This window comes from Deinococcus sp. LM3 (assembly GCF_002017875.1).
Taxonomy (GTDB): domain Bacteria; phylum Deinococcota; class Deinococci; order Deinococcales; family Deinococcaceae; genus Deinococcus.
Window position 1 is genome coordinate 45,061 of record NZ_MUFV01000004.1, and the last position, 12,787, is coordinate 57,847.

The 12,787-nt window shown below is 65.9% G+C and carries 11 protein-coding genes; 3 read left to right on the forward strand and 8 right to left on the reverse strand.

The genetic code is table 11. The annotated features are described in order from the left end of the window. Nucleotides 1–5: 5 nt before the first annotated feature. On the reverse strand, nt 6–2,072 hold the full coding sequence (locus BXU09_RS17480) for a GspE/PulE family protein (RefSeq protein ID WP_078305620.1): 2,067 nt from the start codon (nt 2,070–2,072) through the stop codon (nt 6–8). A 136-nt stretch (nt 2,073–2,208) separates the two neighbouring features. Between BXU09_RS17480 and BXU09_RS17485 the strand changes: the two genes are divergently transcribed. Further along, nucleotides 2,209–2,757, forward strand: coding sequence for an HD domain-containing protein (locus BXU09_RS17485; RefSeq protein ID WP_078305621.1), 549 nt, complete (start codon nt 2,209–2,211; stop codon nt 2,755–2,757). Here BXU09_RS17485 and BXU09_RS17490 read toward each other — a convergent pair. The 3 genes from BXU09_RS17490 to BXU09_RS17500 are packed head-to-tail and all read right to left on the reverse strand — an operon-like array spanning nt 2,737 to nt 4,155. Then, nucleotides 2,737–3,189, reverse strand: coding sequence for a DUF2227 family putative metal-binding protein (locus tag BXU09_RS17490; protein ID WP_078305622.1), 453 nt, complete (start codon nt 3,187–3,189; stop codon nt 2,737–2,739). The two genes, BXU09_RS17485 and BXU09_RS17490, sit on opposite strands and share 21 nt — an antisense overlap. A 4-nt stretch (nt 3,190–3,193) precedes the next feature. Then, complete coding sequence (locus BXU09_RS17495) at nt 3,194–3,766, reverse strand: hypothetical protein (RefSeq protein ID WP_078305623.1); 573 nt, start codon at nt 3,764–3,766, stop codon at nt 3,194–3,196. Beyond that, nucleotides 3,763–4,155, reverse strand: coding sequence for a hypothetical protein (locus tag BXU09_RS17500; RefSeq protein ID WP_078305624.1), 393 nt, complete (start codon nt 4,153–4,155; stop codon nt 3,763–3,765). The genes BXU09_RS17495 and BXU09_RS17500 overlap by 4 nt, the downstream gene beginning before the upstream one ends. On the opposite strand from BXU09_RS17500, the gene BXU09_RS17505 reads away from it, so the two are divergent. Further along, the gene (locus BXU09_RS17505; RefSeq protein ID WP_078305625.1) at nt 4,154–5,044 is read left to right on the forward strand and encodes a hypothetical protein; all 891 of its coding nucleotides are present in this window, start codon (nt 4,154–4,156) and stop codon (nt 5,042–5,044) included. The genes BXU09_RS17500 and BXU09_RS17505 overlap by 2 nt on opposite strands. A 211-nt stretch (nt 5,045–5,255) precedes the next feature. Here BXU09_RS17505 and BXU09_RS17510 read toward each other — a convergent pair whose 3' ends face one another. The 4 genes from BXU09_RS17510 to BXU09_RS17530 all read right to left on the reverse strand — a co-directional run bounded on the left by BXU09_RS17510 (nt 5,256) and on the right by BXU09_RS17530 (nt 9,088). Next, nucleotides 5,256–6,128 (reverse strand): site-specific integrase, encoded by an 873-nt coding sequence (locus BXU09_RS17510; protein ID WP_346417600.1) that lies wholly within the window; start codon nt 6,126–6,128, stop codon nt 5,256–5,258. A 500-nt stretch (nt 6,129–6,628) separates the two neighbouring features. Next, complete coding sequence (locus BXU09_RS20485; RefSeq protein ID WP_144012337.1) at nt 6,629–7,276, reverse strand: hypothetical protein; 648 nt, start codon at nt 7,274–7,276, stop codon at nt 6,629–6,631. Between the two features lie 277 nt (nt 7,277–7,553). Further along, complete coding sequence (locus BXU09_RS17525; protein ID WP_078305770.1) at nt 7,554–8,594, reverse strand: NAD(P)/FAD-dependent oxidoreductase; 1,041 nt, start codon at nt 8,592–8,594, stop codon at nt 7,554–7,556. 131 nt (nt 8,595–8,725) lie between these two features. Next, complete coding sequence (locus BXU09_RS17530; RefSeq protein WP_144012338.1) at nt 8,726–9,088, reverse strand: hypothetical protein; 363 nt, start codon at nt 9,086–9,088, stop codon at nt 8,726–8,728. 785 nt (nt 9,089–9,873) lie between these two features. Between BXU09_RS17530 and recQ the strand changes: the two genes are divergently transcribed. Next, a complete protein-coding gene (gene recQ / locus BXU09_RS17540) occupies nt 9,874–12,603 on the forward strand; it encodes a DNA helicase RecQ (RefSeq protein WP_144012339.1) in 2,730 nt (909 codons plus the stop codon). Nucleotides 12,604–12,787 lie beyond the last annotated feature (184 nt).

A 12,787-nucleotide genomic window follows, 5' to 3' on the forward strand; every position in this document is an offset into this window, starting at 1 on the left:
GGGGATCACTTGACGCGGGTCAGGACGCTGTGGAGGTTGGCCTGATGGGCCGCGACTTTCTCCATGCCGTCCTGGTGAAGGGTTTTCAGGCCGGCCATGGTGGCGGCGAGTTCGAGGGCACCCTGATCGCGGGATGCGATGGCCGCGCGGACGTCGGGGGTGACGGGAAGGACTTCGTGTACGGGGATGAGCTTGTAATCACCCTGGCCGTGGCACAGGGGGCAGGTCCGGCCGCCCTGCTGGCCCGTGCCGCGCAGCATGGTGGCGCCGGGTGTGGGGGCGTACTGCTCGGGCATGAGTTCTTCCACGCTGCATTCGGGGCAGGGGCGGCCCACGAGGCGCTGTGAGACGACCACGCGCAGGGTCTCGGCGACGGCGTACGCGGGCACGCCGAGGTCGATCAGGCGGGAGATGGTGGCCAGGGCGCTGTTGGTGTGCAGGGTGGAGAGGACCAGGTGACCGGTCTGGGCGGCGTGCACGGACGTTTCAGCGGTTTCCTCGTCGCGGATCTCGCCGACGAACACGATGTCCGGGTCCTGGCGGAGGATGGCGCGCAGGACTCGCGCGAAGTTCAGCGAGGTGCTGGGGTCATCGGTGCGGCGGATCTCGGTCTGTACGATGCGGGGCTGCTCGTACTCGATAGGGTCTTCGATGGTGCTGATCTTCCGGCCGGGCGTGTTGAGGCCCTTGAGGACGGTGTGCATGAGGGTGGTCTTGCCGCTGCCGGTGGGACCGGTGACGAGCAGGAGGCCATTGGAGCCGGTCGTCGCTTCGCGCATCAGGGCGAGGTTGTGCTCGCTGAACCCGGTGTCGTCGAGGGTGGGGAGGGTGCCGCTGTCCTTGAGGAGGCGCAGGACGATGCTGTCACCGTGATTGCTGGGGAGGCTGGAGACGCGCATGCGCAGCAGCTGCTCCTTGCCGTTGACGACCAGGGGGATCGCGATGCGGTTGTCCTGCGGGAGCTGGCTTTCCAGACTCATGCCGCTGAGCATCTTCAGGCGGTTGATCATCTGCGTGGCGAGGCTTGTGGGCACCAGGCTGCGTTCGATGAGGTTGCCGTGGAGGCGCTCGCGGATCATCAGGCCCGTGCGTTCCGGCTGGAAGTGGATGTCGCTGGCGTCGTTGCTGGCCGCCTCGATGATCGCGCTGCTGATCCGTTTGGCAACGGGGCTGTTCGGGTCGGCGGAGTCCAGGTCGACGATGTCCTGGTCGCGTTGGCGTCCGGCGGCTTCACGTTCGAGCTCGGCATCCTGTGCGGCGCGGGTGTACAGGGTGAGGATGAGGTGGTCGAGGTCGGGTTCGGAGGCGACGGCGACCTCGATCTCCATGTGCTGGAGTTCGTCCTCGACGGCGGTCAGGGAGAACGTGTCGGTGGGGTCCTGCACGAGGATGGTGAGGACGTTGCCGCGTTTGGAGTGGGGCACGATGCGGTACTGGTTGATGGTGGCGTCGCTGAGCATGTTCCGGACGTCCGGGTGGGGCGGATCGCGGCGGGCACTGATGTACGGCGTCCCGGTGAACTTGGCGTAGGCCTGCGCAAGTTCTTCTGGGGTGATGCGCCCATCCTGCAGGAGGCGTTCCTGGTAGTTGGACTGCGTGAGTTCGTCAGGGCGGATCTCGCCGTAGCCCAGGAGGTACAGGGCGTCCATGACGGTCCGCATGGGGCGCTCCCGTTCGGGCGCGGGCGCTTCAGTGGTGCGGGCGGTGGGCGGGGGTGGCGTGGCGGGGGCCTGCGGTCGGAAGGCGACGAGACCCTGCGCGTACTCCTCAGCCGTGAGGTCCCAGGGGTCGTCGGCGGCCCAGACGTCCTGTCCGCGGTGGGTCCCGATGTACATGCCGTGCGGGGCGTCCTCTGCGGGTGCGGCTTGTTCGACCACGGGGAACTGGATGAGGTTCAGGGCACCGGTCAGGTGGCCTTCGGGGATGCCAGCACGCCTTGCGAGGGCGAGGGGGGAGTGGTGGGGGTGGTCGAGGTCGGTGGTGTCATGGCCGTACCGGGCGAGGGCCTGCAGGAAGCTGGCCGTGTACGGGGCGGCGTGGCGTTCCACTGGGGGTGGCGTGTGGCTGCTCATGATGCCTCTGTGATCTGGTCGATTGGCATGGCTGTACGGTGCCTGTCCTGGGGGTGACGAATGCGGGGTCACCCCCCCCGCTGGGGGATGTGGGTGGTAGGTGGGGCGCCACCCCCACGGCGGGGAGGCTGCCGGTATGCACGACATCACCCTGTGGCCGTCCGTTGGCGGCGTTCTTGAGGCCTGTGGGCGCGAGCACGCCCTGGACGTGGCGCACCTGGCGCGGTGGGCGGCGCCTGCATTGGGGATTGATCCTGAAGTGGCGTACGTGGCTGGGCTGCTGCACGACGTGGGGAAGATCAGTGTGCCGGTGGACATCCTGGGGGCGGAGCGGGCCCTGTCGGCGTCGGAGTGGACGCTGGTGCGGGCGCATCCGGTGGAGGGGGAGGGTCTGATCCGGAAGTGGTGGCCGGACGCGCCGCTGGCAGTCCTGCATGCGGTGCGGCATCACCATGAGCGCCTGGATGGCCAGGGGTACCCGGACCAGCTGCGTTCGCTGCCGGACTTGACAGCGCTCATTGCAGCGGCAGACGTGTATGTGGCGCTGCGCGAGGCGCGGCCGTACCGGGTGTCGAGGAGTGTGCAGGAGAGCGCTGAAATCCTGCGGGGCGAGCCTCTGCCCGCGCACGTGATTTCGGCGGTGTTGGATGCAGTTGTGCCGTGCTCAGCGTCGCGTGTGGTGTGATCGATCCAGGGGCATGATGCCGTCACACAGGAGGTGCAGCCACTGTGCGAGGAAGTACCCGATGACGGCGATGGTCATGTGATTCCAGCTGGGGAGCGTAGGGGTGATTTGCAAGTGCTGCGCGCCCCACACCAGCGGGGCCGCCCAGAGGGCGAGGTACGCGAGGCGGATCGTGGGCCCAGCCAGGTAGGTGTGGCTCATGCCGCGGTGGCGACTGAGGGCGGCGTAGGGTGCCCAGATGAAGCGCATCTTGCCCCAGCGGCGCCTGGCGTCGTTGCGGTGGAGGTCCAGGTCCGGCGTAACGAGAAGCGTGCCGAAGGCGAGACCCGCTCCGAGGGCCAGGGCAGTTTCTGCGTATCCCGCGAGGATCAGGGCGCCGCACGTGATGGACGTGGCGGTCAGGTTAACGGTGGTGTGCTGGTAGCCGTGCATGGTCTCAGCGTGAGTCGCCTGGGGGTGACCGGCGGGCCTGGAGGGCGCGTAGGCCGAACGTGATCAGGAGTAGGGTGGCCGCGCTGAGCAGGCCCAACCACTCCGTGAAGGTCGCGCCGATGGCGAAGGTGAGCAGGGTGAACAGGGCGAGTGCGGTGTGCCAGCTGTTCCGTCCGAAGAGGGCGAGTTCCGGGGCGGGGTTGAGGGCGTGGACGGCGCCGAGGCACCCGGCAGTGAGCCCGATGATCATGGCGTAGGCGGGGGCGGGCACGCCGCCTTGCAGCGTGGCGTAGCCCACCAGGCCAATGAAAAGGGTCAAGGTGATCAGGAGTGCATCCCGGGAAGTAATGGGGACGGCGGTCGCTCGGGGTGCGAACGCGAGGGTGAAGGCCAGGACGGTCAGGGCCGCTGCCACGAGCAGCCCGGCGGGGTGGCTGAGGAGGGTCACGCTGAGGACAGCAGCGGGTGGGAGGAGCAGCGTGAAGGGGAGGGTGCCCCCGATCCGCGAGGCGCTGGCGGCACTGACGGCCCCCAGCAGGACGAGTGTGATGAGCACGATCGTATCCGTGGGGTTCATTTGGCCTCCTGCTGTGCCGCGTTGAGATGGTCTGTCGCGAGCTGTACGGCGCGGTCCAAGTGCGCCGTGGGGAGGTACCCGAGGTGCTGCCCGAAGCCGTCGTCGAGGTCGAAACCGCCCTGAGGGGCCGGGCGCAAGCGACCCGCATGCCCGGTGGTCGTGATGAGCCAGTGCTCATCGCCCTGCGTCACAAGGTGATGTTCGGTTGACGCCAGGCCGTCGATGAGGGGGAGCAGAGCCCGGAGGCGGCGCGCGGCGGCGGGCGTCGTGGCTAGAACGGCGAACCGGGTGGTGTCCCCTGTGGAGGAGGTGTGGGCCAGGGTGACCGCGTGGGCGGTGGGGAGCGCGCCGTCTGGCGTGACCAGAAGTTGCTGGAGTGCAGGAATCATGTCCGGCAGTGTGCGGGTCGTGGGGGTGACGGTCCGTCACCCCGAGCGCAACTACGGTGAGCGCATGACCTTCTTGCCGTCCTTCTTCCGTCGCCGGCGCGTGCCCCCGGTGACCTGCGCGCTGGATCCGGCGCGGCACCTCATGCGGGAGGTGATGGAGGCTGGACCTACGGAGCAAGTGGAGGTCTCGATGCGGGAGGGACGGGTCACAGCCTTCACGCTACGTGGGCCTGCGGGACACGAGGCGTTCATCGTGCAGGGCACTCGCGCGGTCGGACGTGGTGGGAGCTTCGATCTGAGCAGCCCGGCGGAACGGGGCATGCTGCGGAGCACGGTCCAGGCAGCGGTCCTGACAGCGGATGATCACCTGGAGTTGCAGAGTACGGCGGCCGCGGCTGGGTGCAGTCTGGTGCGAGGGGTTGATCTGCTGGACGGTGCGGAGCGCTGGACGCCCCTTCGGGCGGTGCATGCGGATGGGCGGGTGGTCTGGGCGGCGGAGGTGACGCGGGCCTTGTCTGGGATGCCGTTGGAGCAGTACGTGTGGGCGGGTGGGTACCGGGTGGGGGCGTACCGGCATCACGAGCCTCTGGGCATTGTGCGGTTGATGGCCCAGACGGATGAGGCGTTACGGGCGCAGGGGATCGTGCCGGAGAGGCTGCCCGCGCTGCTCGTGACGAGCGCGTGGCTGGTGCGATCCGGAGTGGTCGCTTCCCTGCTAGAGGGCACTGCGCTGGACGGTGATTTGATGGTTCCGGGTGATTTCGAGTGGCAGGAGACTGCATATCAGCAGCTGTGGTTGTCGTTGACGCGGGCGGAAGTGCGGCGTGCGGGGGTGGGAGGGACGGCGACTTGGGTAGACCTGTCCGCGTGGCGGTGGCGGGCCGGGTGAGGTGCGTCAGGTGTGGCAGCGTGCGGAGGGGTGACGTGTCAAGGTGGTGGGGTGAATCATCACGATCTGGCCAATGCCGCGCAGCTGGCTGAACTGCAGGAATGGGTTGCGGCCGCGGTTGGTGCGGGGCGGCCTCAGCCGGTTCGTCGGTGTGAGAATCAGTCGAGTGCCGAGATTGGGGAGATCTCGGATCTGGCTGTGTCGGATGTGGTCACCAGCCCACCAGATCATCCTTGAGGTCATCGGTGGCGAGTTTCGCGTAGCCCTTCCTTGTCGTGTCGATACTCTCGTGTCCGAGGTGCGCCGCGACCCGCCCGAAGTCCTTGACCTGTTGCAGCAGCCGCGTCCCGGCGTACTTCCGGCCCGGGTGGAAGCCCCGGAACTTCACGCCAGCGGCCTGGAAGGCCTTGTCCAGGTGGTACCGGGCGGTCATCGGTGAGGCGTACCGGAACACGCGGTCCCGGGGCGTGGTGCGCTTGCCGTCCGTGTGTTCGGGGCCGCCCGGGGCGTAGAGGCCGCGGTAGTGGCGGGTGGCGCGGGCGAGACTGGTGCTCATGGCGACCAGGCGCTCCTTGCGGCCCTTGCCGCTGCGGACATGGACGCGCCGGTTCGCCTCGTCGAGATCCTCCCAGGTCAGGGCGAGCGCTTCACTGATCCGCAGACCCGCGTGTGCAGTGAGGAACAGCAGGAACTTCACGTGCACGTCCGCGTGATCGAGAACGTCCGCGAGCTCGTCTTCCTGGTACGGCGGGCGTTTGACGATGCCCGGCGTGCGGTCCTTGGGGATCTTCACGTCCATGAAGGGATCGGCCTCGGTGGCGCCCGCCCAGCGCAGCGCCCGATACAGGCAGTTCGCGGCGGCCACTTTGAGCTGTACGCCTGCAGGCTTGCGGCCCGCGCTCAGCATCGCGGCCACGTAACTCGAAGCGTCGCGGCGACCAGGCCGCAGGAGGTTCACGGCATTCGAAGTGGCGTGATCGAGGAACTGCCGGACGCCCAGGGTGTAGGCCTCGATGGTGCGGGGACTGGTGAGCAGGCCGCTGGCCCCCTCGTGGGTGAGATACGCCTGGGTGAGGGAGATCAAGCCACCAATGTCTTTTTCGCCGGCGGCCTGAACGGCGCGGCGGCGAAGTTCGTCGTCGGGCAGGCTAGCCCACGTTTGGGCCTGGGCCAGTCTACCGTTGCGGTAGTGGTCAAGTGTCATTGGGCTGTCCGAAGAGCGGGCATGTCTTATCTTACCTAAAAACGTTTAGAGCAGATAAAAGAGACCCGGAGCTTCTACAGAATCGCAAGGCTGCACTGCCCCCAACACCTGGCAATCGATGTGCAGAACCCACAGCAGTTCAACTCCGCATCGGCCGATGTGAGTTATCCCCCTGCTACACCCCTCAATCAGACTTGCAGGGGCCTTCCTGACCTTCCTGTGGGCTTGCCAATTTCTATAGCGTGCAGGACGTACCTTTTCAACCACCGTGATTCGAGGTCCGTCATCCCTCGTTCCACGAACAGGCTTCGGTGGGGCACACCCGACACACTCTGGGAGATCTACGCGTCCCCACAAGATGCAACGTGCAGCGTCAGAGCCTATGGCACCCAATTGGAAAGGTCTAGCCGCAGAGCGCCATCGTGGAAGGCCAACGTGTAGGCACGATCGAGGTCAAACACAACGAACACGCCCAACTGGTATGCATACCTGAGGGCGGGATCCGCCGGATTCCTCGTGGTGAACTGAATCAGCTTGGCGATATCCAACAAGACGTCGGGCGCTCTCATCTGACTGGCGCGCTTGGCCTCGACGATCAAGAGATTATGATCGTTCTCGTTACGTCGGTGCACGATGAGATCCGGTGACACGCCCGAGAGAGCAGCGCGTTGAGCCGTAGGGCCACCAAAGTTGAAGTTCCCTGGAAAGCGAGAGAGTTCGTTTCGAATCTCATCACTAATGTGTGTATCCGTCACTCCACGCAGGTGCTTGTCTTCTGCCCCATTCGCGTTGTACTCGCCATCCACGTCCGGGCGAGGGACGAGGTGACCAAAGCATTCCGTGAGGTACTGACGCACTTGTCCTACCAACATTCGTTCACCTAGCCTACGCCGGACCAATTCGCGGTCACGGTCACAGTCGTAGAACATCCGGAGCGCCTCCTGTAAAAGGTCACGGTACAGCTCCAACTCCTGTGGGGTTGCGGGTGGTGCGCCGTTTGGATTGGCATATCGTCTGTTGTCAGTCATGGTCACTCCTGTGTGTGTTCACTTGCGTGGCGTCAGCATCCGCTGCAGGGCCCAAGCCCGTCACTTCCGCTCCCTTCGTCAACGTGCTGGCTGTGAAGGGTAGCCAGGAGGTCCGCACACCTGATCCGGTCGGCCACTGCATAGGGTTGCATAACTTCTGATGTCAGGCTGAGCAAGTGCGCCACTTCCGGCACGGTCAGTTCCTCCCTGCCCTGCTGGGCGAGTTGCCAGCACACCGCAGGCACAAGCTGGGCGGGCACATGGGCGAGCAGGGCATTCATACCGTCACTCCCATACGTGCCCCATCGGGCAGAGTGTCATAGAAGATGGCGTGCGCGGCTTGCATCGCTGCCATGGCGCCGCCTGCTACCGCAAACGCGATCTGGTTGCCCTTTGTGATGTCGCCGCAGGCGTAGACGCCAGGTACGGTCGTCATCTGCTGTGCGTCGACCGTGATCCCATGTTGGGCGATCTCGCAGCCGATCTGCTCCGCCAGGGTCGCGCGCAGCTCTCTCTGCCCGTGCGCGTAGAGCACGTCCCGATTCAGCGTCAGGCCGCTCTCGAATGTGAGTATCACCCCACCCCCATCCCGGCCATCCACGCGGATCAGGGGTTCTTCAATGAGTGTCACGCCCCGCTCGTGCAGCAGCGCGCGGTGTTCCTCGGAGAGGTCCGCCGGGCGGTCAGTGCAGACCAGGACGTCCCACGTGATCTTCTGGTGATACAGCACCGTTTGGACGCCGCCCAGGCCGCTTAAGCCTGGCATGTACAGCGCGATCTGCCCGCCCCTGAGCTCCCATCCGTAGCAGTAAGGGCAATGGTGCACGCCTCTCCCCCACTGCTCCCGCAGCCCGGCAGGTGTCTCGGGCAGCACATCCCTCACCCCGGTCGCCAGGATGACCTTCCGGGCCCGCATGGTCTCACCCGTCGAGAGTGTCGCGGTGAAGTTTCCGTTCTGTCCAGTCAGTGCAGTGACTTCCGCCTCGAGCACTGGGAAGTCATATGGACGCAGGTCATCCCGAGCAGCGGCCAGGATTGCCGCTGGGCTCTGCCGGTCGTGGGCGAACACTCCACCTGCATGTGGGCTGGGCGCGCTCCGGCTCGGCCCCCTCGTAATCAGGAGGCCACGCTTCAGACCGCGCGCCGTGTAGAGCGCGGCACTCAAGCCTGCGAAGCCGCCACCTACGATCAGGACGTCCAGGAGGTCGGTGGCTGGGTGAGGGGCGGAGTCCTCGGGGGTGTCGGTATCTGCTGTTGTGATGAGGTGGTCGGTCAGCAGGGCGACTTGCTCCAGATTCGCCTGGTCGTGCGGGGACATGCCGCGCAGCATGTCATACGGAGGCACCCGCGAATGCCACAGGTGTGTCGGGATGAACCCACAGTGGGTTTCTAGACGAACACCCCATTCGCGTGACAGACGCGAACGGGGTGCTGGATGCAAACGGTGCGCTATTGAGCGCCGTGGCGGATGCTCAGGCCGGCGGCCACGATGGCCAAGAGTGTGCCGTACACCCCGATTGCCGCGATGCCGATCGCAGCAGCGACGGGGATGATGACGGCGGCGAGCAGGCTCATGTAGTGCGCGCGCGCGCGGAGCCAGCCATTGAGTGAGGTACCTCCAAACGGAACGCCTCGAACGTACGCGACAGCGGTAAGCGCAGCGAAAATCGCGCTGTATCCCACTGTGGGGTATACGTCGCTGCTCAGCCCCAACGTGGCGATCCACAGGATCGCCATGATGGCCTCTGCGCATGCCAGGACGGCAAAAATCACCACGTAGGGGCTCAGGCGATTACGAATTGGTACTGTCATGCCTCAGTTTGCCACGCCAGATTGCCGGCGATATGCCCACATGAGCAACCGGGTTTTCGTGGCACAGCGACGGGGTCATGATGACGGCGTTCCAGCCCCGTTGGATGACGTACGTCACCGGATAGTGGCCTGCATTTCAGAGCGAAAAAGAGACAGGAGCGCGCAGGTCCCATCCCCTGTTCAGCCTAGCAGCAAGGACCCGAAGGGCTCAGCTGACACCCACCATGGGCTGTGCCGGGAGTTCCATAGGGTCAACCCATTCCAGGTGGATGATTGTTGCTCCAACCTGCTGAGCCGAGAGGTGGAGCCCCTGCTCAAAAGGGAGATCTGTGTTCCATGCCAAGCGTTCGGAGAGGGCGGCGAGGACCGGTGCGGGCTGTCGCTGCTGCCACGTGCCGTCTTCAACATTCAGGGTGACGCGTTGTCCAGTCCCCAGGAGGAACACCACCTGGATCAGACGAGTGGCTTCACGGTCACGAACGGCGGTCTTTGGACTCAGCACTCCGCACACGGATCAGCCTGCTCAACATCTAGGCACTCCGGGCAGATGGATTGCTCGCGACGTGCAGGACTGGCTACTTGACCGGTGAGCACAGCCGGCGTGGGAATGGGTGACGAGTCCAGGAGTTGTGGGGGCACCTGATGAGTGTACTGGCACCTCCTCACGCCCGCACGTGCATCTGCCAGACAGTGCCGCGGGCGGAGGAAGGGAGCAAACTGATTGGCACGCTGAATCCTGACCGCGTTGGATTCTGCCTTGAGCAGAATCGGCTAAACTGGCGGTGATGACGGGGGATGTGCTCACCCAGGCGCGGGATATCCTGCAGCGGATCTGGGGATATGACGACTTTCGCGGGACGCAGGGCGATATCGTCCGCACGGTCGCGAGCGGTCAGCACGCCATGGTCCTCATGCCCACGGGTGGCGGGAAGAGCCTGTGCTATCAGGTGCCCAGTCTGGTGCGCCCTGGCGTGGGCATCGTGGTCTCGCCGCTGATCGCCCTCATGAAGGATCAGGTGGATACCCTGCGGCAGCTCGGCGTGCGAGCGGCATACCTGAATTCCACCCTGGCCCCATCTGCTGCCCGTGCCGTAGAACACGCGGTGCAACATGGGCAACTCGACCTCCTGTACATCGCGCCGGAACGCCTCTTGCTGCCACGCACCCTGGAACTGCTCCACCAGGCGCCGATCGCGTTGTTCGCCGTGGACGAGGCGCACTGCGTGTCCCAGTGGGGTCACGATTTCCGCCCGGAGTACCAGCAACTCAGCGTCCTGGTCCGCGAGTTCCCTGACATCCCCCGCCTTGCCCTGACGGCCACTGCCGATGACCGCACCCGCGCAGATATTCGCCGCGTGCTGGGCCTGGAGGACGCCTCTGAATTCCTCTCCAGTTTCGACCGCCCGAACATCCAGTACCGGGTGGCCCCCAAGGAGCAGCCCAAAGAGCAGCTGCTGGACTTTATTCAGGCTGAACACCAGGGGGATGCGGGCGTCGTGTACTGCTTGTCCCGGAAGTCCGTCGAGGACACTGCAAAGTGGCTGCAAGAGCAGGGCCTGCCGGTGGTGGCCTACCATGCGGGACTGTCCCAGGAGGAGCGGAGCCGCGCGCAGGAGCGCTTCCTGAATGACGAGGGCGTGATTGTGGTGGCAACCGTCGCGTTCGGCATGGGCATCGACAAACCCAACGTGCGCTTCGTCGCGCACCTTGATCTGCCCAAGAGCATGGAAGGGTACTACCAGGAGACCGGCCGCGCCGGACGCGACGGGCTGCCCAGCACCGCCTGGATGGTGTACGGCCTCGCGGACGTCGTGAACGTCCGCCGGATGCTCACCGACAGCGACGCCCCGCCGGACATCAAGCGAGTGGAGGCGGGAAAACTCGACGCGCTCCTGACGTACTGCGAGACGGCCGCGTGCCGCCGGGAAGTCCTCCTGGCGTACTTCGGGGAGGATCACCCTGGCCCGTGCGGGAACTGCGACACCTGCCTGAACCCGCCCATCGTGCGGGACATGACCCGGGAGGCGCAGATGGCCCTGTCTGCGGCCGTGCGCACCGGGAATAGGTACGGGGCGGCGTACCTCACGGACATCCTGATGGGCAAGGACAACGACAAGAACCGGCGGCATCGGTCCCTGCCCACGTACGGTATCGGGAAGGACCACGGGTTACGGGTGTGGCGGAGCGTGCTGCGCCAGCTCGTCAGCCTGGGGTACCTCACGGCGGGCCCGCACAACGGGCTGACGACCACGGCCAAAGCCCGGTCAATCCTGGCGGGCACGGCGCCGCTGCTGCTGCGCGAGGACACACTCGTGGTGCGGACGCCCAAACGGGTGAGGGACGCGGCACGGGTGGCGCAGGCCGTCATCGGAGATGAGGACCGGCCGCTATTCCTGGCGTTACGCGCGTGGCGGGCTGAGCGCGCCGCGCAGCTGGGCGTCCCGCCGTACGTGGTGTTCAGTGACACGGCCCTGAAGGCCATTGCGGAACTGCGGCCCGGCAGTCTGCACACCCTTGGCACCGTTCGTGGCATTGGGGAGCGGCGTCTGGCGCAGTACGGGCTGGAAGTCTTGCAGGTGATCCGGGATGGCGTGCATGAGGCGGCGCCGCGCCCGCTAGGTACCGTGCAGGCCCATGAGTTCGGTCTGACGCCCATTCGGAGCGTGCGGCCAGGCCCAGGTCTGCCCGCACGGCCCAGTGACTCCGTCCGATCTATGGAGCGCCCGCTCGACGTCGTGCCGCCTACTGGTGATGATGTGGCGATGGCAACGGCGCCAGTGGTCCGGAGGCCAGAAGTCGTGGACATCCTCCACGTCGACGAGGTAACGCCGCGTCCTGCTGAAGTTCAGCCCGACGCACTCGGGGCGTCACTCGCCGACGAGGGGATCACGACGGCGCTGAGTTCACTGCGCCGGGATCTGGCCCGTGAGACGGGATACGCGGCGTACCTCATCTTCCCGAACGCGACGCTGGCCGCACTCGCTGAACGTCGCCCGCGAACTATGGCGGACTTTGGCGGCATCGCTGGATTGGGACCGAAGCGGATTGAAGCGTACGGGGAACGCATCCTGGCGACCATTGAGAACGCCGTGCGCTCGTCGGGGAACCCTATCCAACCAACGGCGTTACCGGATGTGGACGTGCAGAACAGCGCACCTCCCCCTCTTGCCGCCGACCTGATCTCGATTCCGCCACTCGCTCAGGTGCCCGAGCTCGCCATTGAGCATCCTGCGGGGCCCGTGCTGCCTCCGGTGGCCGAGCTGCGCCCTCGGACGGCCGCTGAACTGCTGGAACAGGTGCGGGTCGCGATTGAAGGGGACGGTGGCCTTCTGGCCGTGCTGGAAGAACTTGCTGCTCTGCCTGAGATGGTGGGCGGTCTTGATCCGGAGCAGGCGAGAAGCGTGCTGGAGCCGCTGGATGACGCGCGGGGTTTGCTGGGCACGCTGGTGGTGCTGCACAAGAGAGCGCGGCGGCAGCAGGCCGCACGCCCCGAGGGTGAGCCGTCAGAGGTCTGAGGCATGTGCGGCAGCAGTGACTTCGGTCGGGCAGTACCCTCAGACCCACGGCCAGGGCGCTGCCCGACCCAAAGGAGGCCGCATGATCTGCCCCGAGTGCATCTGAACACCCTCAATCGTGACCGCACGCGGCCAGTACCCATAGTCGGGTGCGGGCCGCGTCTTCGTTTCAGTCGAATGCGCC

Coding starts and splice junctions, on each gene's coding strand:
- BXU09_RS17485 (WP_078305621.1), top strand. CDS start 2,209: ATGCACGACATCACCCTGTGGCCGTCCGTTGGCGGCGTTCTTGAGGCC.
- BXU09_RS17500 (WP_078305624.1), bottom strand. CDS start 4,155: ATGATTCCTGCACTCCAGCAACTTCTGGTCACGCCAGACGGCGCGCTC.
- BXU09_RS17505 (WP_078305625.1), top strand. CDS start 4,154: ATGTCCGGCAGTGTGCGGGTCGTGGGGGTGACGGTCCGTCACCCCGAG.
- BXU09_RS17525 (WP_078305770.1), bottom strand. CDS start 8,594: ATGTCCCCGCACGACCAGGCGAATCTGGAGCAAGTCGCCCTGCTGACC.
- BXU09_RS20485 (WP_144012337.1), bottom strand. CDS start 7,276: ATGACTGACAACAGACGATATGCCAATCCAAACGGCGCACCACCCGCA.
- recQ (WP_144012339.1), top strand. CDS start 9,874: ATGACGGGGGATGTGCTCACCCAGGCGCGGGATATCCTGCAGCGGATC.
- BXU09_RS17490 (WP_078305622.1), bottom strand. CDS start 3,189: ATGCACGGCTACCAGCACACCACCGTTAACCTGACCGCCACGTCCATC.
- BXU09_RS17495 (WP_078305623.1), bottom strand. CDS start 3,766: ATGAACCCCACGGATACGATCGTGCTCATCACACTCGTCCTGCTGGGG.
- BXU09_RS17480 (WP_078305620.1), bottom strand. CDS start 2,072: ATGAGCAGCCACACGCCACCCCCAGTGGAACGCCACGCCGCCCCGTAC.
- BXU09_RS17530 (WP_144012338.1), bottom strand. CDS start 9,088: ATGACAGTACCAATTCGTAATCGCCTGAGCCCCTACGTGGTGATTTTT.